24 protein-coding genes are annotated in these 24,816 nt (G+C 67.1%); 15 read left to right on the top strand and 9 right to left on the bottom strand.

Annotated elements, in window-relative coordinates; translation table 11 throughout:
- Positions 1-11 precede the first annotated feature (11 nt).
- The 6 genes from ACFCV3_RS33925 to ACFCV3_RS33900 are packed head-to-tail and all read right to left on the bottom strand — an operon-like array spanning position 12 to position 8,214.
- Entirely contained in the window at positions 12-1,169 is a 1,158-nt protein-coding gene (locus ACFCV3_RS33925; RefSeq protein WP_376037146.1) for an acyl-CoA dehydrogenase family protein, read from the bottom strand.
- Positions 1,166-3,049 (bottom strand): biotin carboxylase N-terminal domain-containing protein, encoded by a 1,884-nt coding sequence (locus ACFCV3_RS33920; RefSeq protein WP_376037144.1) that lies wholly within the window; start codon positions 3,047-3,049, stop codon positions 1,166-1,168. The genes ACFCV3_RS33925 and ACFCV3_RS33920 overlap by 4 nt, the downstream gene beginning before the upstream one ends.
- Before the next feature lie 5 nt (positions 3,050-3,054).
- The gene (locus ACFCV3_RS33915; protein ID WP_376037141.1) at positions 3,055-4,608 is read right to left on the bottom strand and encodes an acyl-CoA carboxylase subunit beta; all 1,554 of its coding nucleotides are present in this window, start codon (positions 4,606-4,608) and stop codon (positions 3,055-3,057) included.
- Positions 4,605-5,720 (bottom strand): acyl-CoA dehydrogenase family protein, encoded by a 1,116-nt coding sequence (locus ACFCV3_RS33910; protein ID WP_376037139.1) that lies wholly within the window; start codon positions 5,718-5,720, stop codon positions 4,605-4,607. Before ACFCV3_RS33910 ends, ACFCV3_RS33915 begins: the two co-directional genes overlap by 4 nt.
- A complete protein-coding gene (locus tag ACFCV3_RS33905; protein WP_376037136.1) occupies positions 5,717-7,429 on the bottom strand; it encodes an acyclic terpene utilization AtuA family protein in 1,713 nt (570 codons plus the stop codon). The genes ACFCV3_RS33910 and ACFCV3_RS33905 overlap by 4 nt, the downstream gene beginning before the upstream one ends.
- Positions 7,426-8,214: a TIGR03084 family metal-binding protein gene (locus ACFCV3_RS33900; protein ID WP_376037133.1), complete on the bottom strand. Its 789-nt coding sequence runs from the start codon at positions 8,212-8,214 to the stop codon at positions 7,426-7,428. The genes ACFCV3_RS33905 and ACFCV3_RS33900 overlap by 4 nt, the downstream gene beginning before the upstream one ends.
- A 168-nt stretch (positions 8,215-8,382) precedes the next feature.
- Between ACFCV3_RS33900 and ACFCV3_RS33895 the strand changes: the two genes are divergently transcribed.
- The 8 genes from ACFCV3_RS33895 (at position 8,383) to ACFCV3_RS33860 (ending at position 15,252) form a co-directional block, all read left to right on the top strand.
- A complete protein-coding gene (locus ACFCV3_RS33895; protein ID WP_376037131.1) occupies positions 8,383-9,123 on the top strand; it encodes a GntR family transcriptional regulator in 741 nt (246 codons plus the stop codon).
- A 37-nt stretch (positions 9,124-9,160) separates the two neighbouring features.
- Positions 9,161-9,979, top strand: a complete 819-nt coding sequence (locus ACFCV3_RS33890; RefSeq protein WP_376037129.1) for an alpha/beta fold hydrolase — start codon at positions 9,161-9,163, stop codon at positions 9,977-9,979.
- Positions 9,958-11,094, top strand: a complete 1,137-nt coding sequence (locus ACFCV3_RS33885; RefSeq protein ID WP_376037127.1) for an alpha/beta fold hydrolase — start codon at positions 9,958-9,960, stop codon at positions 11,092-11,094. The genes ACFCV3_RS33890 and ACFCV3_RS33885 overlap by 22 nt, the downstream gene beginning before the upstream one ends.
- An 18-nt stretch (positions 11,095-11,112) precedes the next feature.
- Positions 11,113-12,405 (top strand): extracellular solute-binding protein, encoded by a 1,293-nt coding sequence (locus ACFCV3_RS33880; protein WP_376037124.1) that lies wholly within the window; start codon positions 11,113-11,115, stop codon positions 12,403-12,405.
- Entirely contained in the window at positions 12,402-13,280 is an 879-nt protein-coding gene (locus ACFCV3_RS33875; RefSeq protein WP_376037123.1) for a carbohydrate ABC transporter permease, read from the top strand. The genes ACFCV3_RS33880 and ACFCV3_RS33875 overlap by 4 nt, the downstream gene beginning before the upstream one ends.
- Positions 13,280-14,101, top strand: coding sequence for a carbohydrate ABC transporter permease (locus tag ACFCV3_RS33870; RefSeq protein WP_376037122.1), 822 nt, complete (start codon positions 13,280-13,282; stop codon positions 14,099-14,101). Before ACFCV3_RS33875 ends, ACFCV3_RS33870 begins: the two co-directional genes overlap by 1 nt.
- Positions 14,102-14,151: 50 nt before the next feature.
- On the top strand, positions 14,152-14,784 hold the full coding sequence (locus ACFCV3_RS33865) for a hypothetical protein (protein WP_376037119.1): 633 nt from the start codon (positions 14,152-14,154) through the stop codon (positions 14,782-14,784).
- 111 nt (positions 14,785-14,895) lie between these two features.
- Entirely contained in the window at positions 14,896-15,252 is a 357-nt protein-coding gene (locus tag ACFCV3_RS33860; protein WP_376037116.1) for a hypothetical protein, read from the top strand.
- Between the two features lie 297 nt (positions 15,253-15,549).
- Here the strand turns inward: ACFCV3_RS33860 and ACFCV3_RS33855 are convergent, their stop codons facing one another.
- The gene (locus ACFCV3_RS33855; protein ID WP_376037114.1) at positions 15,550-16,848 is read right to left on the bottom strand and encodes an NAD(P)/FAD-dependent oxidoreductase; all 1,299 of its coding nucleotides are present in this window, start codon (positions 16,846-16,848) and stop codon (positions 15,550-15,552) included.
- A gap of 20 nt (positions 16,849-16,868) precedes the next feature.
- A complete protein-coding gene (locus ACFCV3_RS33850; RefSeq protein WP_376037179.1) occupies positions 16,869-17,309 on the bottom strand; it encodes an Lrp/AsnC family transcriptional regulator in 441 nt (146 codons plus the stop codon).
- A gap of 165 nt (positions 17,310-17,474) precedes the next feature.
- Between ACFCV3_RS33850 and ACFCV3_RS33845 the strand changes: the two genes are divergently transcribed.
- From ACFCV3_RS33845 to ACFCV3_RS33825, 5 genes are read left to right on the top strand one after another with little or no spacing between them, the layout of a single operon-like run.
- The gene (locus ACFCV3_RS33845) at positions 17,475-18,659 is read left to right on the top strand and encodes a spermidine/putrescine ABC transporter substrate-binding protein (protein WP_376037111.1); all 1,185 of its coding nucleotides are present in this window, start codon (positions 17,475-17,477) and stop codon (positions 18,657-18,659) included.
- Positions 18,660-18,662: 3 nt separating this feature from the next.
- The gene (locus tag ACFCV3_RS33840; protein WP_376037108.1) at positions 18,663-19,778 is read left to right on the top strand and encodes an ABC transporter ATP-binding protein; all 1,116 of its coding nucleotides are present in this window, start codon (positions 18,663-18,665) and stop codon (positions 19,776-19,778) included.
- Positions 19,775-20,671 carry an ABC transporter permease gene (locus tag ACFCV3_RS33835; protein ID WP_376037105.1) on the top strand — a complete coding sequence of 299 codons (897 nt, stop codon included), beginning with the start codon at positions 19,775-19,777 and terminating at the stop codon, positions 20,669-20,671. The genes ACFCV3_RS33840 and ACFCV3_RS33835 overlap by 4 nt, the downstream gene beginning before the upstream one ends.
- A complete protein-coding gene (locus ACFCV3_RS33830) occupies positions 20,668-21,471 on the top strand; it encodes an ABC transporter permease (RefSeq protein WP_376037102.1) in 804 nt (267 codons plus the stop codon). The genes ACFCV3_RS33835 and ACFCV3_RS33830 overlap by 4 nt, the downstream gene beginning before the upstream one ends.
- A 3-nt stretch (positions 21,472-21,474) precedes the next feature.
- Complete coding sequence (locus ACFCV3_RS33825) at positions 21,475-22,845, top strand: NAD(P)/FAD-dependent oxidoreductase (protein ID WP_376037099.1); 1,371 nt, start codon at positions 21,475-21,477, stop codon at positions 22,843-22,845.
- Here ACFCV3_RS33825 and ACFCV3_RS33820 read toward each other — a convergent pair.
- Positions 22,842-23,570: a thaumatin family protein gene (locus ACFCV3_RS33820; protein ID WP_376037096.1), complete on the bottom strand. Its 729-nt coding sequence runs from the start codon at positions 23,568-23,570 to the stop codon at positions 22,842-22,844. The genes ACFCV3_RS33825 and ACFCV3_RS33820 overlap by 4 nt on opposite strands.
- 158 nt (positions 23,571-23,728) lie before the next feature.
- On the opposite strand from ACFCV3_RS33820, the gene ACFCV3_RS33815 reads away from it, so the two are divergent.
- Positions 23,729-24,169 (top strand): LysE family translocator, encoded by a 441-nt coding sequence (locus ACFCV3_RS33815; protein ID WP_376037177.1) that lies wholly within the window; start codon positions 23,729-23,731, stop codon positions 24,167-24,169.
- A gap of 86 nt (positions 24,170-24,255) precedes the next feature.
- The gene (locus ACFCV3_RS33810; RefSeq protein WP_376037093.1) at positions 24,256-24,807 is read left to right on the top strand and encodes a TetR/AcrR family transcriptional regulator; all 552 of its coding nucleotides are present in this window, start codon (positions 24,256-24,258) and stop codon (positions 24,805-24,807) included.
- Positions 24,808-24,816 lie beyond the last annotated feature (9 nt).

Below are 24,816 nucleotides of genomic sequence, written 5' to 3'. Positions count from 1 at the left end.
GCGGCGGCCTCTCAGTAGGACTTAGGAAGGCCCAAGCTGTGCTGGGCGACGAAGTTCAGGATCATCTCCCGGCTCACCGGCGCGATCCGGGCCGCGCGGGCGGCCGTCGAGAGCGCTGCGACGCCGTACTCCTTGGTCATGCCGTTGCCGCCGAGCGACTGAACCGCCTGGTCGGTGGCCCGGACCGCGACCTCACCCGCGGCGTACTTGGCCATGTTCGCGGCCTCACCCGCGCCCAGGTCGTCACCGGCGTCGTACAGCGCGGCCGCCTTCTGCATCATCAGGCGGGCCAGTTCGAGCTCGATCTTGATCTGCGCCAACGGGTGCGCGATCGCCTGGTGGGCGCCGATCGGGGTCTTCCAGACCGTCCGCTCCTTGACGTAGGCGAGCGCCTTGCCGAGCGCGTGCCGGGCGATCCCGATCGCGAACGCCGACGCCATGATCCGCTCCGGGTTCAGCCCCGCGAACAACTGCATCAGCGCCGCGTCCTCGGACCCGACGAGTGCGGTGGCGGGCAGCTGGACGTTGTCGAGGAAGAGCGTGAACTGCTTGTCCGGGCTGATCAGATCCATCTCGATCTGCTGGAACTCGACCCCGGCCGCATTCGTCGGTACGACGAACAGCGCCGGCTTCAGCTTGCCGGTCCGGGCGTCCTCGGTCCGCCCGACCACCAGCATCGCCTGCGCGACATCCAGCCCGGAGATGAAGACCTTCCGCCCGGACAGCGACCAGCCGTCCTCGGTACGGCGGGCTGTCGTGGTGATCTGGTGCGAATTCGATCCCGCGTCCGGCTCGGTGATCGCGAACGCCATCGTGGTCGACCCGTCGGCCAGCCCGGGCAACCACTGCTGCTTCTGCTCATCCGTGCCGAACCGCGTGATCACCGTGCCGACGATCGACGACGACACGACCATCATCAGCAGCGGGCAGCCCGCCGTACCGAGCTCCTCCAGGACGATCGACAGATCACCCATGCCACCGCCACCACCGCCGTACTCCTCCGGGAGATTCACCCCGAGGTAGCCGAGCCGGCCCGCCTCGGCCCACAGCTCGCTGGTGTTCCCACCGCTCCGCGCCTGCTTGTCGAACCACTCGTAGCCGTACTTCTTTCCCAGCTCGCCAACCGCCTTGCGCAGCGCCTGACGCTCTTCGGACTCGATGAAGCTCATGCGTTCTCCCCAACGACAGCCAGTACGGCGCCGACCTCGACCTGTTGACCTGCTTCGACATTGAGCTCACCGACGACACCGTCAGCCGGCGCGACGATCGCATGCTCCATCTTCATCGCCTCCAGCCACAGCAGCGGCTGCCCCTGCTTCACCACCTCACCGACCTGCACCCCGACCCGGATCACCGTCCCCGGCATCGGCGCCACCAACGACCCCGCCGCCACCTGCTCCGACGGATCCACGAACCGCGGCACCGGAATCAGATTGACCGGCCCCACACACACCAGCCCGTCGTACGCCGCCACCTCGAACACCCGCCGTACGCCGTCGATCTCCAGTACGACGCGATCCGGCGAACTCTCCACCAACTGAATGTTGCCTTCAACAACCAACCCGTCCCGGGTCAGCCGATACTCCACGTCATAAGTCGTCTCGCCGACCCGATACCTCTTCCGCTGCGGCTGCGAAGCCAAGTTCCGCCACCCGCTAGGCACCCGCACCGGCTGACTCCGCCCCGCCGCATCCGCCAACGCAGCCAGCAACGCAGCCACCTCCACGCCCCCGACCGCCCCACCAATCCCATGCGTGGCAAAGAATGCGGTATCCGTGTCTCCAGCCAAAAACGCCGGATGCCGCAGAATCCACGCCAGCAGGTCCCGATTGGTCCCCACCCCATGAATCGTCGCCCGCTCCAACACCCCCGCCAACCGCCGAGCCACAGCCGTCCGATCGGGCCCAAAGGCAATCACCTTGGCAAGCATCGAGTCGTAGTAAGGGGACACAATCGACCCGTCCTCCACCCCCGAGTCAACCCGCACGCTCGGATCCACCTCGAACTTGTGCAGCACCCCGGTCTGCGGTTGCCAGTCGTGCTGCGGATCCTCGGCGTACAGGCGGACCTCGATCGCATGTCCGACCGTCGGCGGTGGTTCAGCCGGCAGTCGCGCACCATCCGCGATTGCGATCTGCAGCTCGACCAGGTCCAACCCTGTCGTCTCTTCGGTGACCGGGTGCTCCACCTGGAGTCGTGTGTTCATCTCCAGGAAGTAGAAGTTCCCGTCCTCGTCCGCCAGGAACTCGACCGTCCCCGCCCCCACGTAGCTGATCGCCGCCGCGGCCTTCCGTGCCGCGTCGAACAGCAGCGGCCGCATCGACGGAATCCGCTCCACCAACGGCGACGGCGCTTCCTCGACCACCTTCTGATGACGCCGCTGGATCGAGCACTCCCGCTCCCCGACCGCCCAGATCGTCCCGTGCTGATCAGCCAGGATCTGCACCTCGATATGCCGCCCGGCCGGCAGATACCGCTCGCAGAACACCGTCCCGTCCCCGAACGCCGACAACGCCTCCGCCGACGCCGCCTCGATCTCACCCGGCAGATCCGCCAGCCGCGACACCACCCGCATCCCGCGCCCACCACCACCAGCCGACGCCTTCACCAACACCGGCAGATCAGCCTCAGACACCTCAGCAGGAGTCAGCTCCGCCAGCACCGGAACCCCAGCCGCAGCCATCAGCTTCTTGGCCTCGATCTTCGACCCCATCGACGAGATCGCATCCACCGGCGGCCCGATCCACGTGAGCCCGGCCTCGATCACCGCAGCCGCAAACCCCGCGTTCTCCGACAGGAACCCATACCCCGGATGCACCGCATCCGCCCCCGCCCGCAACGCCGCCTCGATCACCAACTCCCCGCGCAGGTACGTCTCCCCCGGCGCATTCCCCGGCAAATGCACGGCAGCCTCGGCCTCATCGACGTACGGCGCGGCCGCGTCAGCCGTGGAATACACAGCAACCGTCGACAACCCGAGCGACCGAGCGGTCCGAAACACGCGGCGAGCAATCTCCCCGCGATTGGCAACAAGTACCGAAGTGATCATCGGGCTCACATCCGGAAGACGCCGAAGGATGGTGTGCCTTCGACTGGGGCCGAGTGGATCGCGGACAGACAGATACCCAGCACGGTGCGCGTATCCCGGGGATCGATGACACCGTCGTCGTACAGGCGTCCGGACAGGAACATCGGCAGCGACTCCGCCTCGATCTGGCCCTCCACGTACGCACGCATTTGAGCGTCCCCGTCCTCGTCGTACGGCAGCCCCTTCGCCTCCGCGGCCGCCCGCGCCACGATCGACAGCACGCCGGCCAGCTGCTGCGGCCCCATCACCGCTGACTTCGCCGACGGCCACGCGAACAGGAACCGTGGATCGAACGCGCGCCCACACATCCCGTAATGCCCAGCCCCGTAAGACGCCCCCATCAGAATCGACACATGCGGCACCTTCGAGTTGGCGACCGCGTTGATCATCTGCGCGCCGTGCTTGATGATCCCGCCCTGCTCGTACTCCTGCCCGACCATGTACCCCGTCGTGTTGTGCAGAAAGATCAACGGCGTATGCGACCGATTCGCCAACTGAATGAACTGCGCCGCCTTCTGCGACTCCTCGCTGAACAGCACCCCGCGCGCGTTCGCCAGGATCCCCACCGGATACCCGTGCACCGACGCCCACCCCGTCGCCAGCGACGACCCGTACAACGGCTTGAACTCGTCGAACACCGACCCGTCCACCACCCGAGCGATCACATCCCGCGGATCGAACGGGATCTTCAGGTCCCCCGGCACGATGTCGAGCAGCTCATCCGCGTCGTACAAAGGCTCCCGGTACGACGGCGCTGCCGCGGGACCCTGCTTCTTCCAGTTCAACCGCGACACGATCTGCCGCCCGAGCCGGATCGCGTCCTGCTCGTCGACCGCGAAGTAGTCCGCCAGCCCCGACTTCCGGGCGTGCATCGACGCACCACCGAGGGATTCGTCGTCCGCGTCCTCACCGGTCGCCATCTTCACCAGCGGCGGCCCGGCCAGGAACACCTTCGCGCCCCCGTCGACCATCACCACGTAGTCGCTCATCCCCGGGATGTACGCACCGCCCGCGGTCGAGTTGCCGAACACCAGCGCGATCGTCGGAATCCCTTCGGCCGACAGCCGGGTCAGGTTCCGGAACATCGCGCCGCCCGGGATGAAGATCTCCTTCTGCGTCGGCAGGTCCGCACCGCCGGACTCGACCAGGCTGATCACCGGCAGCCGGTTCGCCCGCGCGATCTCGTCGGACCGCAATGCCTTCCGCAACGTCCACGGATTGCTCGCGCCGCCCTTGACGGTCGGATCGTTCGCGGTGATCAGGCACTCGACTCCGCAGACCACCCCGATCCCCGTCACCAGGCTCGCGCCGACCGTGAAGTCCGATCCCCAACCGGCCAACGGCGACAACTCCAGGAACGCCGAGTCGGGGTCGATCAGCAACTCGATCCGCTCCCGCGCCAGCAACTTCCCGCGCGCGTGATGCCGCGCGACGTACTTCTCCCCACCCCCGGCCAACGCCTTCGCGTGTTCGACCTCCAGCGCGCTGAGCTTCTCGAGCATCGCTTGACGGTTACTCATGCAGTGAACCCCAGTCGTTTGGCGGCGAGGCCGGTCAGGATTTCGGTGGCGCCGCCACCGATGCCGAGGATGCGCTGGTCGCGGTACTGGCGCTCGATCTCGGACTCCCGCATGTACCCGAGCCCACCGTGCAGCTGCAGCGCCTGATCGCACACCCACTGCCCGGTCTCGACCGCCGTGTTCTTCGCGAAACACGTCTCCGCGATCACGTCTTCACCACGCTCGGCCCGTTCGGCGACGTGCTGCACGTACACCCGCGCGACGTCGATCCGCCGGGCCATCTCGGTCAGCGTGTGCTGAACCGTCTGCCGCGAGATCAACGGCCGCCCGAACGTCTCCCGATCCCGGCACCACCGCACGGTGAGGTCGAGCGCGCGCTGGGCGCCGGCGTACGCCTGGACGGCGAGCGTGAGTCGCTCGGCCACGAAGTTCACCGCCAGCTGGACGAAGCCTGAGCCTGGCGGGCCCACGAGGTTCCGCACCGGCACCCGGACATCGGTGAAGCTCAGCTCGGCCGTGTCCGAGCAGAGCCAGCCCATCTTCTCCAGCTTGCGCGACACCTCGAACATCCCGCGTTCCAGCACCAGCAGGCTGACCCCGTGCGCACCCGCACCCTCCGTGCGGACCGCAGTCGCGACGAAGTCCGCGCGCGCCCCGGAGGTGATGTAGGTCTTCGCGCCGTTGACCACAAAGAAGTCACCATCGCGTACGGCGGTCGTCCGGATCGATGCGACGTCGGACCCACCGTCGGGTTCGGTGATCGCGAGCGACCCGATCAGCTCACCGGCCAGCGTCGGCCGCACCCACCGCTCGATCTGTTCTTGATTGCCTGCAGCAACGATATGCGGTACGGCGATCCCGCAGGTGAGCAGCGACGCGACCAGTCCACCCGAACCACCGGCGTAATGCATCTCCTCGACCACCGCGAGCGCATCACGCAGCGAACCCCCGCCCCCGCCGACCTCCTCGGGAAACGCCACCCCGAGCAGCCCCAGCGCGCCAGCCTTCTTGTGCAGCTCCCGCGGCAGCTCGCCGTCCCGCTCCCACTGATCCAGCTGCGGCAACACCTCCGCCGCCATGAACCGCCGCACGCTCTCCCTGAAGTCATTCACAGCAACATCTCCGGAATGTCGACATATCGAGAACGCAGCCATTCGCCGACCGCCTTGGCCTGCGGATCGAACCGCGCCTGGGCAGCAACGCCCTCGCCCAACAACCCCTCCACGACGAAGTTCATCGCCAGCAGATTGGGCAGCAGATACCGCGTCACAGTCAGAGACGCAGTCTCCGGCAGCAGCTCCTGGAACAGCTCAACAGTCAGCGTGTGCGCCAACCACCGCCACGCCTTCTCGTCGCGCACCCACACCCCGACATTCGCGTCGCCGCCCTTGTCCCCGGACCGCGCACCCACGAGCCGCCCGAGCGGAACCTCACGCGTCCGCGGCCGACCCGTCGACGCCAGCGACGGCAACGGGATCGGCAGCCCCGCATCCTCAGCCGGTGTCAGCGGCTGCGTCTCCGCTGCAGGCTCGATGATCACCCGCGCGCCATCGGGCAGTACGACGACCTGCTCCACCTCGTGGATGTCGACGTACCCGGCCCGGAAGATCCCGTATGGCGATCCGTCCCCAGGAGGCGCGACCGCGTGGAACCCGGGGTAACTCGACAACGCCAGCTCGACCGCAGCACTGGAGAACGCCCGGCCGACCACCTTCGGATCCGGATCCTTCACCGCGCACCGCAGGAAGACGCTGGCCTCCTCCTCCGAATCCGCGTTCGGCTTCTCGGTCCAGGCGAGCGTCCACTGCAGCTCGGCCGGCCGCTTCGCGAGCCCACGCTCGAGCTGCGCCTTGACCAGCTCGGCCTTCTCCTCCAGCTGCAGGCCGGTCAGCACGAAGGTCACCTCGTTACGGAACCCGCCCACGCTGTTCAACGACACCTTGTACGTCGGCGGCGGCGCCTCACCGCGCACCCCGCTGATCCGCACCCGGTCCGGGCCGTCGTCGGACAGTTCGATCGTGTCGAGTCGCGTGGTCACGTCCGGACCGGCGTACCGGGCGCCGGTGATCTCGTACAGCAACTGCGCCTTGATCGTGTCGATCGTGACCGCGCCACCGGTCTTGTCGTGTTTGGTGATCACGCTGCTGCCGTCCGCGTGGATCTCGGCGATCGGGAACCCCGGCCGGCCGAGGTCGTGGATCTCGCTGAAGAACGAGTAGTTGCCGCCGGTCGCCTGACAGCCGCACTCGATCACGTGCCCGGCGGCGACCGCGCCCGCGAGTTCGTCGTACTGGGTTCGCTTCCAGCCGTGGTGTGCCGCCGCAGGTCCGACGATCACCGATGCGTCGGTGACGCGACCGGTGACGACGACATCGGCGCCGGCCTGCAGTGCCTCGGCTATTCCCCACGCACCGAGATAGGCGTTGGCCGTCAACGGCGTGCCGAGGTCGAGCTCGGCGGCTCGGGCGAGCAGGTCGTCGCCCTCGACGTACGCGATCTTCGGATGCAGGCCGAGCCGGTCCGCCAGCTCTTGGATCGCTTGGGCGAGGCCGGCCGGGTTCAGGCCGCCGGCGTTGCTGACGATCTTCACGCCCCGGTCGAGCGCTTCGCCGAGCCCGCTCTCGAGCTGCTTGAGGAACGTGCGCGCGTACCCGAGGGACGGATCCTTCAGACGATCCCGCCCGAGGATCAGCATCGTCAGCTCGGCCAGGTAGTCGCCGGTCAGTACGTCGAGCGGGCCGCCGGTCAGCATCTCCTGCACGGCGCTGAACCGGTCTCCGTAGAAACCGGACGCGTTCCCGATCCGAATCGGCGCGCTCACGCGAACTGCCCCGGCTGGCGTCCCTTACCGGGCGCCCCCGCAAACGCCTGCGCGATCCCCAGCCACTCGTCCGCGTCCGCGCCTTCCGCCACCACGGCCAGGTCGTCGCGATGCCGACGCTGGGTCGCCAGCAGACAGAAGTCCAGCGCGGGCCCGGTCACCCGCTGCGCCGCATCCTCCGGACCCCAGCTCCACACATCCCCATCCGGCCCGGTCAACTCGACCCGAATCTCGACGTCCGGTGCTGTCCGCCCATGCAGCATGTACGCGAACCCACGCGTCCGCACGGCCAGATGCGCGACGTGCCGCAAACGGTTGCTCGGCAGCCGCCGTACTCCCAATGCATCGGCGACGTCCTGCCCGTGCGCCCACGTCTCCATCAGCCGCGCAGTCGCCATCGACGTCACACTCATCGGCGGCCCGAACCACGGGATCTTCTCCCCGGCCGGCACCGCCTTCAGCACCTCAGCCAGGTCTGCCCGCGTCTCCCGCCAATAGAGCAGCAGCTGATCCGGCGGCAGCGCCGCACCCTCGGCCGCGGCATCATCGACGTACCCAGTCGGATTGGCCGCGCCTTGCTGCAACAGCTCCGCGAACCCCTCCGGCTCCGCAGCTGCCATCCGCGCGGCGTCGTCCGTCCACGCCAGATGCGCGATCTGATGCGCGATCGTCCATCCGTCGGCCGGCGTCGGCTGAGACCACTCGTCAGCAGCCAACCCGCCGACCAGCCGATCCAGCTCAGCGCTCTCGGCCCACAGATCCGCCAGCACCTCGTCTACCTGCACGCGCACTCCCAGGGGGTGGAGATCGTGCCACCGACACTGACACGATCCGCAAAAAGAATCAAGCGCGCTTGTTTCTGGATCGCAAGTTCTTCGGTGGTCTACTCCGGTTGTCTTCGACGGCGGTGGAAAGGCTTTCGGTGGGGGATGCTGGGGTGTTACCCAGGAGGCATGCATGGTTCGCTGCCGGGGAAGGCCGCCGAGATCCGGGCGTTGTTGCTGAGTTTGATCGACACGCTGCCGGAGGGCGCCGCGCTGCCGCCCGAACGGGAGCTGGCCGTGCGCTGGAACGTGGCACGGATGACGTTGCGCCGTGCTGTCGACGAGCTGGTGATCGAGGAACTCCTCGTCCGTCGGCACGGCAGCGGGACGTACACGAGCAGGCCGAAGGTGGCGCGCTGGCTGGGGATGATCGGGTTCTCCGAGGACATCCGCCGGCGCGGGATGCGCCCGGGCAACCAGATGCTCGAGTTCCGCCACCAGAAGGCCGAGCGGGCAGCCGCCCGGCGGCTGCGGATTCCGGTCGGGGACCCGATCATCGCGTTCACCCGGCTGCGGCTGGCCGACGACTTCCCGATGGTGGTCGAGCGGACCACTTTGCCCGCGGCCTACGTTCCCGGCCTGGAGGCCGAGGATCTCAACGGGTCCATGTACGACCTGCTGACGAACCGCTACGGCATCGAGGTGGTCAGCGGTACGTCGCGGCTCGAACCAGTCATGCCCGACGCCAAGACCGCCGCCTGGCTCGACATCCCGGTGACCCAGCCCTGCCTCGCTACCCATGGCATCAGCTTCGACAGCCGCGACCGCGTCTTCGAGTACACGTCCGCTCTCTATCGAGGCGACCGCTACGCCTTCACCACCGAACTCCGGATGACCCAAACGCCGCGCGCGAGAGCCACCAGTTTCTGAATGTCGAGGCCGTCGGACCGGCTCCGACGTCGCCGACATGAACCTCGACCTGCCTGACGGCCGCACCCTGCACGTGTACGACGCCGGCTCGGACGGCATCCCGGTGATCTGGAACCACGGCACCCCGAACGTCGGTGCTCCACCCGAACCACTCTTCGCGGCCGCCGAACGCCTAGGCCTCCGCTGGATCTCCTTCGACCGTCCTGGGTACGGCGGTTCAACCGTGGCACGTGGTCGAACGGTCGCCTCGGTCGCCCGTGACACCGAGGCTGTGGCTGATGCGCTCGGGCTCGACCGGTTCGCGGTGGTCGGGTACTCCGGCGGAGGGACCTTCGCGCTCGGCACCGCCGCCGTACTCGGTGATCGAGTCCGCGCGGTCGTCACGCTCGCCGCAATCGCGCCGTACGGGGCTGAAGGGCTGGACTGGTTCGGCGGGATGCTTCCGTCCGGTGTTGCTGCGCTTGGTAGCGCGGCCGCGGGTGCTGATGTGAGAGCCGCCTTGCACAACTCAGGATTCGAGTACGACGCCGGCTTCGCCGCTGCCGACCACCGGCTCTTCGAGGGGCCATGGGGCTGGCTGGGCAAGGTGGCCGGGCCCGGACTCGATGCCGGGCCGTACGGGCAGATCGACGACGACGCGTCGTACACGCGGCCGTGGGGTTGCGACCCGAGCACGATCACCGCGCCGATCCTCCTGCTGCACGGCACCGCGGACCGCATCATTCCGCCGTCGCACGGTGGTTGGCTCGCCGCGCACTGCCCGACTGCGACGCTGCAGCTCCACGAGGGCGCGAGCCACTTCACCATCGTCGAGCACGCGGAGGAGGGCCTGCGATGGCTGGCGGCTCAGGACTGACGCCGTACGTCATCGATGTCCCGTCGGAGGAGCTCACCGCCCTCCGCCGCCGACTGGCCGGCGTCCGGTCTGCAGTCGAGCCGGAGCTCCAGACGCTGGTGGACTACTGGCGTGACGAGTACGACTGGCGGGTCTGGGAGCGGCGGCTGAACCAGTACCCGCAGTACACGACGACGATCGACGGGACGAACGTCCACTTCCTGCACGTGCGCTCACCCCGGCCGAACGCGTTCCCGCTGATCCTCACCCACGGCTGGCCGGGCTCGGTCGTCGAGTACGTCGACGTGATCGGCCCACTGACCGATCTCGGCTACGACCTCGTCATCCCGTCCCTGCCCGGCTACACCTGGTCCGGCCCGACTCCCGACCGCGGCTGGGGCCCACGCCGGATCGCGCGCGCCTGGGCGACGTTGATGGAACGACTGGGCTACCGCCGGTACGGCGCGGCCGGCAACGACTGGGGTTCGCACATCGCGCCGGAGCTCGGCCGAGTCGCCCCGGAAGCCGTCACCGGCGTACACGTCACCCAGCTGTTCTGTTTCCCCGAAGGCGAGTGGCTGTCCTACCCGCCAAGCACCGAGCCCGACCGCACGGGCCTGAGCCCTGACGACCAAGTCGCGCTCGACAGTCTGCGCGAACTCCAACGCTCATCCGGCTCCTACGCCCACGTCCACGAGCAACGACCCGACATCCTCGGCGCCGCCCTGAACGACTCCCCAGTCGGTCTCCTCGCCTGGAACCGCCAAGCCATGCGCGACCTCGACCCGGAAACCCTCCTCACCCACATCACGGCGTACTGGCTAACCGGCACCGCAGCCTCCGCCCTGCACCTCTACGCCGACTACGCGACCCAACCCCCGCCCGAGGCCCCGACCACCGTCCCGCTGGCCCTCTCCCAGTTCCGCAACGATCTCCGCTCAATCCGCGCCTACGCCACCCGAGACCACGCCAACATCACCACCTGGACCCACCACGATTCCGGCGGCCACTACGCCGCCCACCAAGCCCCCCACCTCCTCGTCCACGACCTCCACACCTTCTTCGCCACCCACCGGAACGCCGTACAGGGTGGCGGTCAGCCCAGGCGTATGTTAGGAAAGTTACCTAACAAATAAAAGACCTGGAGTGGGGCGATGGTGGCGATCGACAGGCGGACCGTGGTGAAGACGGCCGGTGCGGCCGGTTTGGCGGCATTCCTGGCCGCGTGCAGCGGGGGCAAGGGCGCGACCACGGGGGACCAGGGCAGCGGGAGCAGCGGTGAGATCCGGGCGCTGTTCATGAAGCAGGCCGCCTACACCGAGGCGGACGTCACCAAGATGACGGCTTCGTTCACGGCCGCGAACCCCGGGATCAAGGTGACACCCGAGTTCGTCGCCTACGAGGCGCTGCACGACAAGATCGTCGCCGCCGGACCGGCCGGGACGTACGACGTGGTGCTGATCGACGTGATCTGGCCGGCCGAGTTCGGCAGCAAGAAGATGATCACCGACGTCAGCGGGCAGTGGCCGGCCGCGTGGAAGACCGAGATGCTCGCCGGCGCGATCGACACCGCCGAGTACGACGGCAAGCTGTACGGCGTCCCGTGGATCATGGACACCAAGTACCTGTTCCTGAACACCCAGCACCTGGACGTGGCCAACGCGAACCCGCAGTGGCTCGACACCTGGGAGGGAACGCTGAAGGCGGCCCGCCGGCTCAAGGAGTCCGGTGTCGTGAAGTACCCGTTCATCTGGTCGTGGCAGCAGGCCGAGGCGCTGGTCTGCGACTACGCCCAGCTGCTCGGTGCGATGGGCGGCAAGTTCCTCGACGACTCGGGCAAGGTCGCTTTCAACGCCGGTGGAGGGGTCCAGGCGTTGGAGTGGATGCGGCAGACGATCGTCGACGGACTGACCAACCCGGCCTCGACGCAGTCGCTGGAGGCCGACGTACAGCGTGTGTTCCAGGCCGGCCAGGCCAGCCTGGTCCTGAACTGGACCTACATGTACGGCGCCGCCAACGACGCCAAGCAGAGCAAGGTGGCCGGACTGGTCCAGGTCGCGCAGACACCGAAGGGCACTGTCGGCCGGCCGGGCGTGAATGGTGGCATGGCGCTCTGCGTCACCGCAGGCAGTAAGAATCAGGCCGCCGCGTTCAAGTACATCTCGCACCTGACCAGCCAGCCCGAGCAGGAGAAGTACGCGCTGTCCTCGCTGCCGGTCTGGGCGACGTCGTACGAGGACCCGGCCGTCGTCAAGACCAACCCGGCCGTCGTACCGCAGGCGAAGAAGCAGCTGGACGACCTGATCCTGCGGCCGCAGGCGAAGAGTTACAACGCCTTCTCGCAGGTGTTGCAGGCCGAGCTGCAGCAGGCGCTGCTCGGACGCAAGCCGGCGCAGAAGGCGCTCGACGACGCGGCGGACAAGGCGAACAGCTTGCTGCAGTCGTGAAACCGGTACGGGTCCGCGGCGAGGGACGGTTCGCGCTGTTCCTGTTGTTGCCGGCGGCCATAGTCGTCTTCGGTGTGGTGCTCTACCCGGTGCTCCGGACGCTGCTGATGTCGTTCTACAAGGTCGACAGCGCGATGCCCGGCAGCTATCCGTTCGCCGGGCTGAGCAACTACACCAAGGTCTTCAACGACCCGTCGTTCTACCCGGTGCTCGGGCACACTGCGTACTTCACGGTGGTCTCGACCGCGGCCGAGCTCGTGCTCGGGATGGGCGTCGCGCTGCTGCTGAACGCGCCGCTGCGCTTCAAGTGGCTGTGGCGCAGTCTCGTCGTACTGCCCTGGGCACTCCCGACGATCGTCAACGGCGCCCTGTGGCGCTGGATCGACAACGGCCAGTACGGCGTCCTCAACCACCGGCTCGGGACCGAGATCCAGTGGCTGGGCTCGCCGTTCCTGGCGCTGAACATGGTGATCGTCGCCGACGTCTGGAAGAACACCTCGATCGTCGCGTTCTTCCTGCTCGCCGGGTTGCAGACAATCCCTGCTGAATTGCGCGAGGCGGCAGTGGTGGACGGTGCGTCGACCTGGCGCACCTTCTGGCAGGTCGTCGTACCGCTGCTGAAGCCGAGTATCGCGGTGGTGCTGGTCCTGCGCACGATCGAGGCGTTCAAGGTGTTCGACATCGTCTACGTGATGACCGGCGGCGGTCCCGCCTCCGGCACTCAGACCGTTGCCTTCTACACCTATCTGCAGGCGTTCTCGAATCAGCTCTTCGGGTACGGCGCCGCTCTCGCGTACCTGATCGTGATCGCGGTCGGTGCGCTGGCGATGTTCTACCTGCGGGTGCTCCGGCAGAACCAGATGGCGGGGGTCTGATGCGCAAGTTCCAATACGCGATGTGCGGGCTGCTGGCGATCGTCGTACTGGCGCCGTTCAGCTGGCTGCTGATCTCAAGCGTCTCGCCTGCCGATGAACTGTCGAGTGGCTCACTGTGGCCTGCTCATCCGACGTTCTCGCGTTACACCGACATCTTCACCTCCGGTACCGACGGGATCGCCGGTACCTTCCGCGTCTCGATGGTGAACAGCCTGGTCGTCGCGTCGGCGACCACGCTGATCTCCCTGGTGGTCGGGTGCCTGGGCGGCTACGCGTTCGCCCGGCTGCGCTTCCGCTTCCGCCGTACGACGTTGTTCGCGTTCCTGGCGATCTACATGCTGCCGCCGATCGCGCTGGTGATCCCGCTCTACCTGGCCCTGGCGAACCTGCACCTGCTGGACACCCAGCTCGGCCTGATCATCACCTACTGCTCGATAGTCACGCCGTTCTGCCTGTGGACGATGAGCAACTTCTACCTCAGCCTCCCGCCCGAACTGGAGGACGCGGCCCGCGTCGACGGGTGCTCCCGGCTGGGAGCCCTGGTCCGGATCGTGCTTCCGCTGGCCCGCCCCGGGATCGTCGCGACCGCGATGTTCGGGTTCCTGCTCGCGTGGGACGAGTTCCTGTACTCGCTGATCTTCACCTCGACCACGAACTCCAAGACGATCCCGGTCGCGATCGCCGAGTTCACCGGCAAGTTCTCGTCGGACTTCGGGCTGGTGGCAGCGGGCGGCGTACTGGCTGCTCTGCCTCCGGTGCTGCTGGCCCTGTTGTTCCAGCGCTACATCGTCAACGGCCTCACGGGCGCCGTCAAAGGCTGAGCCGTCAGCATGATTACTCTACGGAGCTGATCGGTTACTAGGGTCTCGTCATGGACCTGAAGACGCCGATCAGCACCGTGATCCCCTCCCTGGACGGCCCGGTCCTCCAGGTCCTGGCCCGCGCCGACGAGGGTTTGTCCGGCCGTGAGGTCCACAAACTCGCAGGTCAGGGCAGCGTCGCCGGCGTCCGCCTGGTCCTCCAGCGCCTCGCCGCCACCGGCCTCGTCCACGTCGACGACGCCGGCAACTCACTCTCCTACCGCCTCAACCGCAAGCACCTCACCGCCCCGGTAGTCGAGTTCCTGGCCGACCTCCGCGCCGCCCTCGTCAACCGCATCACCGACGAACTAGCCGCCTGGCGCCTCCCGCCCGTCCACGCCTCCGTGTACGGCGCCCTGGCCCGCGCCGACGGCGACCTCGAGTCCGACGTAGAACTCCTCCTCATCCGCCCCGACGACCTGGACGCGAACGACCCCCTCTGGAACGAACAAGCCAGCCACCTCATGCAAACCGTCGTAGACCTCACCGGCAACCCCGCCCACGTCTTCGAACTAAGCCGCACCGAACTAGCCAACCACCTAGCCACCGAAGCCCCCATCCTCAACGACTGGCTCTCCCCCACCATCCACCTCACCGGCCTCCCCCTCCACGCCCTCCAGCGGGAGTTTGTTGTTGTGGAGTAGCTCGGGTGGATGTGCTTCGGCCCACCCGTGCACGTGCTGTCGGGTGGGGCGACACCCAACCGCTTTCACCGCTGGGCTTAACTGCGTGAGCTGGTGGGAACCGGCATTGGTATGGCCACCTACGAGGTCAACGATGCCGCAGTCGAGCACGCGCGCAAGCTGATCGACGCCCGGCAGTACGTCCTCGACAGCGACTGGGGCGCGGTCCAGCCGCACGCAGACGCACAGAACGCCTTCCTGGACAAGCACTCCTGGGACGAATACGCAGCCTGGCACCTAGGCCTCACCGAAGGCGCGAACGACGAAACCAAGGCCCGCTACGCCTTCGTCTACGGCGACCTCCGCCGAATCCACCGAACAGGCCTGATCGCCTGCGTCTACCGAGCTTCTGAGTGGCGCCACAAAAAGATCGAGATCGCTGCCCACGACCTGCTCCAACACCTAGACACCAAAGCCGGCATCACCTAGCAGCTAGAGCCGGACCCAACGCATCAAACGAATCTGCCTGGGCACGAGACCGGCAACTAATGGGCGCTATATGCGAAAAAGTCACCGACCAACGCACAAGCCACCCGAACCGCACGAGGTGAGTTGGCGAGGCCGCGACCGGGGCAACTCGCTTCCACCCTGCAACGCCACTCACGGCCGGGGTAACTCCCTTGCATCCTGCAACCCCATTCGCGGGTGGGGCTAACCACATGCACCCTGCAGCCCCAATCACGGGCGGGGCATCCGCATGCACCTGGCATGACGTGCAGGGGTGGGCTAATGACCGAGTAGCGGGGCCATTAGGCGGGCTAGTTGGCTGTTGTGGCCGGTGAGGCGTTCTTCGGTGTCGGCGAGGGTCATGGCGCGGAGGCCGGCGTTGATGCCTAGCCAGCGGAAGGGTTCGGGTTCCCAGGGGCGGGAGTGGTGGCCGACCCAGGGGAGGCGGGTCAGGGCGGTGTCGCGGCGGAGGATCAGGTCGGTGAGCGTGCGCCCGGCCAGGTTCGTCGTACTGACGCCGTCCCCGACATACCCACCCGCCCACGCAAACCCGCCCTCAAGCCCGACCGATGCGCACCAGTCCCGCGGCACACCTAGCGCTCCACCCCACGCATGCGTGAACCGCACACCCTCCAACGAGAACAGCTCCCGCAAGGTCGCCTGCAGCTTCGCAAACACGCGCGGCTCCGAGTCGTACGCCGGACGCACCCGCGACCGGAAGTGGTACGGCGCCCCGCGCCCACCGAAGACCAGTCGGCCGTCGGCAGTCCGCTGCCCGTAAATGATCAGGTGCCGGTGATCGCTGAACGAAGGCCGATCAGCCAGCCCGATCCGGTCCCACGTCGCGTCGTCGAGCGGCTCAGTAGCCACCACCAACGAGTACACCGGCGCCACCGCGCGTCCCCCGGTGAACCCCTCAGTCGCACGCACGACGACCTCACCCCGCACCACGCCGTACGGCGTAACGGCTCGTCCGCGAGAGATGACATCCACCGGCGTCTGCTCGTGAATGACCACGCCGAGGCCCTCGACAACCGAAGCCAGTCCCCGGACGAGCTTCCCCGGATGAATCACCGCGCAGTGCGGAGTGAACGTTGCCCCCAGCACCTTTGTCGCGCGAACATGGTTCTCCACCTCGTCCCGCCCAAGGAATCGCAGGTCCCCCGGACCCCACTCGCCCGCGGAGGCCACCTCGGCGCGGGCTCGCGCCAGCTGTGCCTGGGAGCGGGCCAGCACGATCGTGCCGCCCTTGTGGTAGTCGCAGTCGATCCCCTCCGCCGCGCTCACCAGACCGACCTCGTTGACCGAATCCTGCATCGCCCGATGCATGTCGATCGCAGCCGACCGGCTCGACCCAGGCAACGCAGCGAGCTTCCGCGCGGACGCCGGGAACAACGCCGAGCACCACCCACCGTTGCGCCCCGAAGCCCCGAACCCGACCGTCTCGCGCTCCAGTACGACGATCCGCAGCGACGGGTCCGCCTTCGCCAGGTAGTAGGCGGTCCACAACCCCGTGTACCCCGCACCGACGATCACCACGTCGGCATCCCGGTCCCCGGGCAACGGGGACCGCGTCACCTCAGCAGTGCCCCAGAGGTTCAGCGCACACCCCACGAGTAGGTCTGCTTCACCAGCTTCAGATACACGAAGCTCTCCGTGCTCTTCACGCCCTTGATCTGCCGGACCCGCTCGGACAACACCTGCAGCAGGTGCTCATCGCTCTCGCACAACACCTCGATCAGCAGGTCGAACGAGCCGGCCGTGATCACGACGTACTCGACCTCGTCCATCGCGGCCAGCTGATCCGCGATCGGTTCCAGCGCCCCCTCGGCCTTGATCCCGATCATCGCCTGCCGGTCGAACCCGAGCTCGAGCGGATCGGTCACCGCGACGACCTGCATCACGCCGGCGTCGGTCAGTCGCTGGACGCGCTGCCGTACGGCGGCCTCGGACAAGCCGACCGCTTTCCCGATCGCGGCGTACGAGCGCCGTCCGTCCACCTGGAGCTGTTCGATGATCGCTTTGGAGGTCTCGTCCAGGAGACCTTGGTTCTTGTCGGGGTGCCCCGTTCGAACTGCCACGCGTCTGATCTTACCTGTTGAAGCGGATTTCGTTGCGAAAATCGAAGTTCGCTACGGAATCCCTTGTCTCAAGCCGGATGGTTTGACAGTATCCACCGCGACAGCCCCTGCAAGGAGGTATGCGTGAGACCTCGTCGTACGCCGGTCCTCGGCCGCCGGGCGGTGTTGCGCGGCCTCGGGGTAGGTCTCGGGGCCGGTGCGCTGGCAGCCTGCGGCATCCCGCCGGCCCGGCAGAGCGCGGACAAGTGCATCAGCACCGACCAGTCCGGCACCCAGAAGCTGCTGAACTTCTCGAACTGGCCGAGTTACATGGACGAGTCCGAGGAGAAGGTCAACGGCAAGACCGCGCTGCCGACGCTGGACGCGTTCCAGAAGCAGACCGGGATCCGGGTCACCTACACCGCCGACGTCAACGACAACTCCGAGTTCTACGCGAAGGTCCGCGACCAGCTCGGCACCTGTCAGCCCAGTGGCCGCGACCTCTTCGTGCTGACCGACTGGATGGCCGCCCGGATGGTCAGCCTCGGCTGGATCCAGAAGCTCGACCACGCCAAGACCCCGAACGTCGACAAGTACCTGCTCAAGCAGCTCAAGTCGCCCAGCTGGGATCCGAACCGCGACTACAGCGTGCCGTGGCAGAGTGGGCTGACCGGGATCGCCTACAACGAGAAGGTGACCGGCAAGGTCGGCAGCTGGGCGGACCTGATCGGCAGGTCCGAGCTCAAGGGCAGGGTCACGCTGCTGTCCGAGATGCCGGACACGATGGCGATCATGTTGCGCCTGGTCGGTGCCGATCCCGGCAAGTTCAACGACGCCGAGTGGAGCAAGGCGCTGGAGAAGCTGGAGAGCTCGGTCGGCTCCGGCCAGATCCGCCGTTTCACCGGGAACGACTACGTGCAGGACCTGAACGACGGCAACATCGCGGCCTGTATGGCGTGGTCGGGTGACGTCCTCGCCCTCCAGGCCGACAACGCCGACATCAAGTTCGTCGTACCGGAAGAGGGTCTCAACCTCTGGTCGGACAACATGCTGGTGCCGAACAAGGCGACCCACAAGGCGAATGCCGAAGCGCTGATGAACTACTACTACGATCCCGAGGTCGCCGCCGAGCTGGCCGCCTGGGTGAACTACATCTGTCCGGTCGAAGGCGCCCGGCAGGCGATGGAGAAGATCGACCCGGAGCTGGTCGACAACCCGCTGGTCTTCCCCGACCAGGCCATGCTTTCGAAGACCTCGTCGTTCATGCCGCTCGACACGGCCAAGGCGAAGCTCTACGAAACCGACTTCAACCTCGCGATCGGGGGCTGATAGATGACCAGTGATCTCGTTCTAGAAGGCATCAGCAAGCAGTTTGCGGGTCATCGAGCCGTCGACAACCTCGACCTGACCGTCCCCGCGGGAAGCTTCTTCGCGCTGCTCGGTCCCTCGGGTTGTGGGAAGACGACGACCCTGCGGATGATCGCCGGTCTGGAGGAACCGACCACCGGTACCATCCGCCTGGGCGACGACGAGATCACCGGACTGCGCCCGTACAAGCGCCCGGTGAACACCGTCTTCCAGAACTACGCGCTGTTCCCGCATCTCGACATCTTCGAGAACGTCGCGTTCGGGCTGAAGCGCCGCAAGGTCAAGGACTTCAAGCCGAAGGTCGAGGAGATGCTCGACCTGGTCGAGCTGAACGACTACGGCAAACGGCGCCCCGGGCAACTATCCGGTGGCCAGCAGCAACGAGTTGCGCTGGCGCGCGCACTCATCAACCGTCCGCAGGTGCTGCTGCTCGACGAACCGCTCGGCGCTCTCGACCTGAAGCTGCGGCGGCAGATGCAGCTGGAGCTGAAGCGCATCCAGACCGAGGTCGGGATCACCTTCGTGCATGTCACCCACGATCAGGAGGAGGCCATGACGATGGCCGACACGATCGCGGTGATGAACGGCGGCCTGATCGAGCAGCTGGGCAGTCCGGCCGAGCTGTACGACCTGCCGGCGACCACGTTCGTGGCGAACTTCCTCGGTCAGTCGAACCTGATCCGCGGCACGATCATCGGCCAGGCCGACGAGAACCTGATCGTGGACATCCAAGGCCGCAAGGTGCTTGTTCCGGCGGCCCGCTGCCGGGTCACCGAAGGCGAGGTCTGGCTGGGGATCCGGCCGGAAAAGGTGTTCCTCGCCCCGGCCGGCTCCGACGAGGGTGACGGGGTGAACCAACTCCTCGGTGCCGTCGTCACGGACGTGAGTTATGTCGGCGTCAGCACGCAGTACCTGGCGAAGCTGCCGTGGGGTCAGGAGCTCACCGTCTTCGAGCAGAACACCGGCGCCCGCGACTCCTTCACCGCCGGTGCCGCGGTCGACCTGCACTGGCGGCCGGCGCACAGCTTCCTGCTCGACGCGGCGCAGGACGCGCTGGCCGGGGTCGAGGACGTGGAATGAGCGCCGTCGGCCAGCTGAGCGCCGCCACCCAAACCCCGGCTCCACCACGGTCCGGGCGGCGACTGACGGCGTACCTGCTGTTGCTGCCCGGCGGGCTCTGGCTGCTGCTGTTCTTCGTGGTCCCGCTGGTTTCGTTGCTGGCAGCAAGTTTGTACGATCCGAACGGGTCGATCGAGAACGGCTTCTCGATGACCTGGAGCTTCAGCAACTTCGCCGACACGATGGCCGACTACGCGCGGCCGTTCGGGCGATCGCTCTGGTACGCCTTGCTGACCACGGCCTTCTGCCTGCTGCTCGGCTACCCGCTCGCCTACGCGATTGCGATGAAGGCCGGCCGCTGGAAGAACCTCATGCTCGCGCTGGTGATCGCGCCGTTCTTCACCAGCTTCCTGATCCGCACGCTCTCGTGGAAGCTCCTACTCAGCGACAACGGCTTCGTCGTCGATGTGCTGAAGTGGTTGCACATCCTCGGCCCGGACGGACGGTTGCTCGCAACCACGGCCGCGGTCGTGACCGGTCTGACCTACAACTTCCTGCCCTTCATGGTGCTGCCGCTGTACGCGAGCCTGGAGAAGATCGACCGCCGCCTGATCGAGGCCGGCGGGGACCTCTTCGCGGGGCCGATGACGACGTTCCGCGTGGTCACGTTGCCGCTGTCGATGCCGGGCGTGGTCGCGGGCACCCTGCTCACGTTCATCCCGGCCGCCGGCGACTACATCAACGCCCAGCTCCTCGGTACGCCGAAGCAGCGGATGATCGGCAACGACATCCAGCGATTGTTCGCGGCCGGGGCCTACCCGACCGCGGCCGCGTTGTCGGTGACGCTGATGGCGGCGATCGTCGTACTGGTCCTGTTCTACGTCCGCCGAGCCGGAACGGATGACCTCGTATGACGCGCGTCGGACGGTTCATCGGACGGCACCTGATCATGGTGCTGGGGCTCATCGTGCTGCTGTATCTGTTCGCGCCGATCGTTGTCGTGATGCTGATGTCGTTCAACCAGCCGAAGGGGCGGTTGTCGTACACGTTCGACGGCTTCACCTGGGACAACTGGGCGCATCCATGTCAGCCGTACGGGTTGTGTGACGCCGTCAGCACCTCGCTGCGCATCGGTCTGCTGGCGACCGTGGTCGCGACGGCGCTGGGGACGCTGATGGCGTTCGCGATGGTGCGGCACCGGTTCCGCGGACGGTCGGCGACGAACCTGTTCATCTTCCTGCCGATGGCGTCGCCGGAGATCGTGCTCGGGTCGTCCCTGCTGGCGCTGTTCGTGTCGAGCGGGTTCGGCGGGAGACTCGGGTTCTGGACGATCCTGATCGCGCACGTGATGTTCTGTCTGTCGTTCGTGGTGGTGACGGTCAAGGCACGGCTGGCCGGGATGGATTCGCGGCTGGAACAGGCCGCGATGGACCTGTACGCGAACGAGTGGCAGACGTTCTGGCGGGTCACCTTCCCGCTCGTCTTCCCCGGCATCATGGCGGCCGCGTTGCTGAGCTTCTCGCTGTCGTTCGACGACTTCATCATCACCAACCTGAACGCCGGGACCACGGTGACCTTCCCGATGTACGTCTGGGGATCGGCGCAGCGCGACATCCCACCACAGATCAACGTCATCGGTACGGCGATGTTCCTGCTCGCACTGTTCTTCGTCCTAGCCGGCGAAATCACCCGCCGCCGCCGAGCGCGGAGTTGAGGGGTGAGCGTGGCGGCGGCGTTGGCGGATGCGGCGCCCGAGGTCTTCTGGCTTAACGACCCGGCAGCGCCCGAACCGATGCCTCCGCTCACCGGACCGATCGCGACCGATCTCGCGATCGTCGGCGGCGGGTACACCGGCCTGTGGACCGCGCTCCGCGCCAAGGAACGCTTCCCGCGGCTCGACGTCGTACTCCTCGAAGCCAACACCTGCGGCTCGGCCGCGAGCGGCCGCAACGGCGGGTTCTGCGATGCGAGCCTGACGCACGGGTACGCCAACGGTCTCGCCCGCTGGCCCGAAGAACTCGCCACCATCGAGCGCCTCGGCACGGAGAACCTCGACGCAATCGGCGCCACGATCGCCCAACTCGGGATCGACTGCGACTGGCGCCGTACCGGCGAACTCACGGTCGCGACCGCACCCCATCACCTGGAGGAGCTGGCCGAGGAGGCGGCCCGCCGCGACGATGTCGTGCTGCTGGATCAGGACGCCGTACGGGCGGAGCTCAACTCACCGACGTATCTCGGTGGGCTGTACGACCCGCACTCCACCGCGCTCGTCGAGCCCGCGCGGCTGGCCTGGGGCCTCCGCCAAGCCTGCCTGGACGTCGGTGTTCGCATCCACGAACACACCCGTGTCACGGCGCTCCACGACGGCCGCCTGACCACGGCCAGTGGCTCGGTGCGTGCCGCGCGGATTGCCCTTGCCACTAACGCTTTTCCGTCTCTGTTGCGTCGGCTGAGGCTCTTCACCGTCCCGGTCTACGACCTGGTGCTCGCGAGTGAACCGCTGTCCCCGGCCCAGCTCGCCAGCATCGGTTGGCAGAACCGGCAGGGCGTCGGGGACGCGTCCAACCTCTTCCACTACTACCGGCTGACCCGCGACAACCGGATCATCTGGGGCGGTTACACCCCGCTCTACCACTTCGGCAGTCGGATCAATCCGGCGTACGAGCAGCAGACCGCCGTACACACCATGCTCGCGGAGCACTTCTTCAGCACCTTCCCCCAGCTCGAGGGCCTGCGCTTCACGCACCGCTGGGGCGGCGTCATCGACACCAGCACTCGCTTCTGCGCCTTCTTCGGCACCGCCCACGAGGGTCGCACCGCCTACGCCCTCGGGTACACCGGGCTGGGCGTCGCCGCGACGCGCTTCGGCGCCGACGTCATGCTCGACCACCTGTACCGCGAATCCACCGAACGCACCGCCCTCCGGATGGTCCGCACGCGCCCGGTCCCCTTCCCGCCCGAACCCATCCGCTCCGCCGGCATCCACCTGACCCGCCACTCGATGTCGCAGGCCGACGCCAACGCCGGCCACCGAAACCTCTGGCTCCGCACCCTCGACCGGCTGGGCCTCGGCTTCGACTTCTAAACCGCGTGGAACGTGACCGTGAAACCGGTGCAGTTGCGGCACTGACGGACGGTCTGATTGCCCTGCTCGGCATCCTGCTTCGACCACGCGTAGGCCTTGGGACACCGCGAGCTGAGCGCGTCACTGTACGGCGTCCGGTGGTCGCGATCGAGATTCAGGCAGTACGGCGTGACGCCGTCCGTGCCGACGCGTTTGTTGACCTGCGGGCAATAGGGCAACAGGTTCTCGGGGCACCCCATCGTCTCGCACTCCGGTGGTGAGGCCTGCGCATCGTTGGCCCGGATCGTGATCGGCACCGAGAACGCATTCACGTAACTGACGTTGTACCAAGGCGCGAGCCCGTCGTTCTGATCGAAATTGAACTCCGCCAAACTGGTCGGCTGCTCCCCGAGACTGCACCGATCAGCCCACGGCCCACAGTCCCCCACCGCACACTTGAACGTAGACCCGGACTGCCCGGCACACCCCTGACGCCCGAAGAACTTCCCCCGCCAGTGATAAGGCCAAGCCCCCTCCGGAATCGTCACAGTCGCCGACTGTCCGCTGGCCAACGTCGGCAACCCACTCAAGTTGACCGAGCTGTCCGCATTGACGGTCGCCCCCACCCACAAGGTCTGCCCCGACTGATTGACGAACGTCACCGTATGAACAGTCGCCGCACCCACCGGCGCCGGAATCCCCAGCAAGAGGGCAAGCGACATCAACCCAGCAAGAAGTTTCGGCATATCTACTCCGCAACATCGGGGCGGACGCGGAAGACTGCCCCACCACCATCCCCACCCCTTACAACGATGTCAATGCCTCGAACCCTCTCCGTGAGAGCGCGATCACTGCCGTCCTGTGTCGGTAACGACATGTAGTAGGTGGGTACGTATATCGCCCGCTGCGCTCAACACGATGCCCGTCGGTCGTCACGGACGGACTACTACCTGTCCTTAGCGTCAGGCGAATTCCGTCGGGCCGGTGTCGTGGCCGCCGCAGGGATGTCGACCGGGATCGCGGTCCACACCATCGCGGCAGCCTGCTGTACCTCGCGGTCACCAACTGGCGGGCGAGCCGGCGCGGGGAGCAGGTCTCCGAGCAGGTCCGGGTGCCGAAGCGGTCACTGCGCAAGACCTACCTGATGGCAACGCTAACCAACCTGGCGAACCCGAAGGTCATCCTGTTCTATCTCGCCTTCGTGCCGCAGTTCCTGGCCACCGGCACAGGCAGCCTGACCGAGCGTGTCGTCCGGGTCGGGGGAACCTTCCGCCGCCGGCTCGACCGCTTCTGCGCGGCCGTCTTCGCTGGCCTCGCCGTCCGCCTGGCCGCAGACATCCACTAGCCGCAACAACTCCAGCCGAGCATCGCTCGGCCTGGCCCTTCTCAGCCTGGCAATATCGAGTCACCGTGTCCAGCTAGAGTGCTGCCATGGAGAGCAAGGTCGGCCGCCCCCGCAGCGAACGCGCAAGAGAAGCCGTGTTGCACGCAGTCGACGACCTCCTCGTCGAGGTCGGCTACGCGGCCGTCACCATGAAGGGCATCGCCGAGCGAGCCGGCGTCTCCCGCCAGACCGTCTACCGCTGGTGGTCGACCAAGGCCGAGATCCTCCTCGAAGCCAGCGCCACCGACGCCGAAGAAGAACTAACCGTCACCCCCACCGACGACCCACTCGCCGACCTGACCACCTACCTCCAAGCGCTCATCAACTTCCTCGCCCACTCCCACGCCGGCTCCGCCTACCGCGCCCTGATCGGCGAGGCCCAGCACGACCCCGAAGTCGCACAGCTCCTTGCAGGCAAGGACATCCTCGGCAGCAGCGCGCGGGCGGTGATCACGCGCGCAGTACCGACCTACGACACGCCGGAGGCCCTCGAGCTAGCGACTGCCCGCCTCATCGGTCCCACATTCTTCGCAATCATGACCGGCCGCGACCCGCGCCAGCTCGATCCCCAGGCGCTGGCACGCACGTTCTTTGCGTAGGCGCGCCCG

The organism is Kribbella sp. NPDC056345 (genome assembly GCF_042262745.1).
GTDB lineage: Bacteria > Actinomycetota > Actinomycetes > Propionibacteriales > Kribbellaceae > Kribbella.
This window is presented reverse-complemented; position numbering and strand designations above follow the sequence as displayed.

What these genes read in the sequence shown, in the direction of transcription:
- ACFCV3_RS33925 (WP_376037146.1), bottom strand. Translation starts at nt 1,169, where the DNA reads ATGAGCTTCATCGAGTCCGAAGAGCGTCAGGCGCTGCGCAAGGCGGTT.
- ACFCV3_RS33920 (WP_376037144.1), bottom strand. Translation starts at nt 3,049, where the DNA reads ATGATCACTTCGGTACTTGTTGCCAATCGCGGGGAGATTGCTCGCCGC.
- ACFCV3_RS33915 (WP_376037141.1), bottom strand. Translation starts at nt 4,608, where the DNA reads ATGAGTAACCGTCAAGCGATGCTCGAGAAGCTCAGCGCGCTGGAGGTC.
- ACFCV3_RS33895 (WP_376037131.1), top strand. Translation starts at nt 8,383, where the DNA reads ATGCATGGTTCGCTGCCGGGGAAGGCCGCCGAGATCCGGGCGTTGTTG.
- ACFCV3_RS33890 (WP_376037129.1), top strand. Translation starts at nt 9,161, where the DNA reads ATGAACCTCGACCTGCCTGACGGCCGCACCCTGCACGTGTACGACGCC.
- ACFCV3_RS33885 (WP_376037127.1), top strand. Translation starts at nt 9,958, where the DNA reads ATGGCTGGCGGCTCAGGACTGACGCCGTACGTCATCGATGTCCCGTCG.
- ACFCV3_RS33880 (WP_376037124.1), top strand. Translation starts at nt 11,113, where the DNA reads ATGGTGGCGATCGACAGGCGGACCGTGGTGAAGACGGCCGGTGCGGCC.
- ACFCV3_RS33870 (WP_376037122.1), top strand. Translation starts at nt 13,280, where the DNA reads ATGCGCAAGTTCCAATACGCGATGTGCGGGCTGCTGGCGATCGTCGTA.
- ACFCV3_RS33865 (WP_376037119.1), top strand. Translation starts at nt 14,152, where the DNA reads ATGGACCTGAAGACGCCGATCAGCACCGTGATCCCCTCCCTGGACGGC.
- ACFCV3_RS33860 (WP_376037116.1), top strand. Translation starts at nt 14,896, where the DNA reads ATGGCCACCTACGAGGTCAACGATGCCGCAGTCGAGCACGCGCGCAAG.
- ACFCV3_RS33840 (WP_376037108.1), top strand. Translation starts at nt 18,663, where the DNA reads ATGACCAGTGATCTCGTTCTAGAAGGCATCAGCAAGCAGTTTGCGGGT.
- ACFCV3_RS33835 (WP_376037105.1), top strand. Translation starts at nt 19,775, where the DNA reads ATGAGCGCCGTCGGCCAGCTGAGCGCCGCCACCCAAACCCCGGCTCCA.
- ACFCV3_RS33830 (WP_376037102.1), top strand. Translation starts at nt 20,668, where the DNA reads ATGACGCGCGTCGGACGGTTCATCGGACGGCACCTGATCATGGTGCTG.
- ACFCV3_RS33820 (WP_376037096.1), bottom strand. Translation starts at nt 23,570, where the DNA reads ATGCCGAAACTTCTTGCTGGGTTGATGTCGCTTGCCCTCTTGCTGGGG.
- ACFCV3_RS33810 (WP_376037093.1), top strand. Translation starts at nt 24,256, where the DNA reads ATGGAGAGCAAGGTCGGCCGCCCCCGCAGCGAACGCGCAAGAGAAGCC.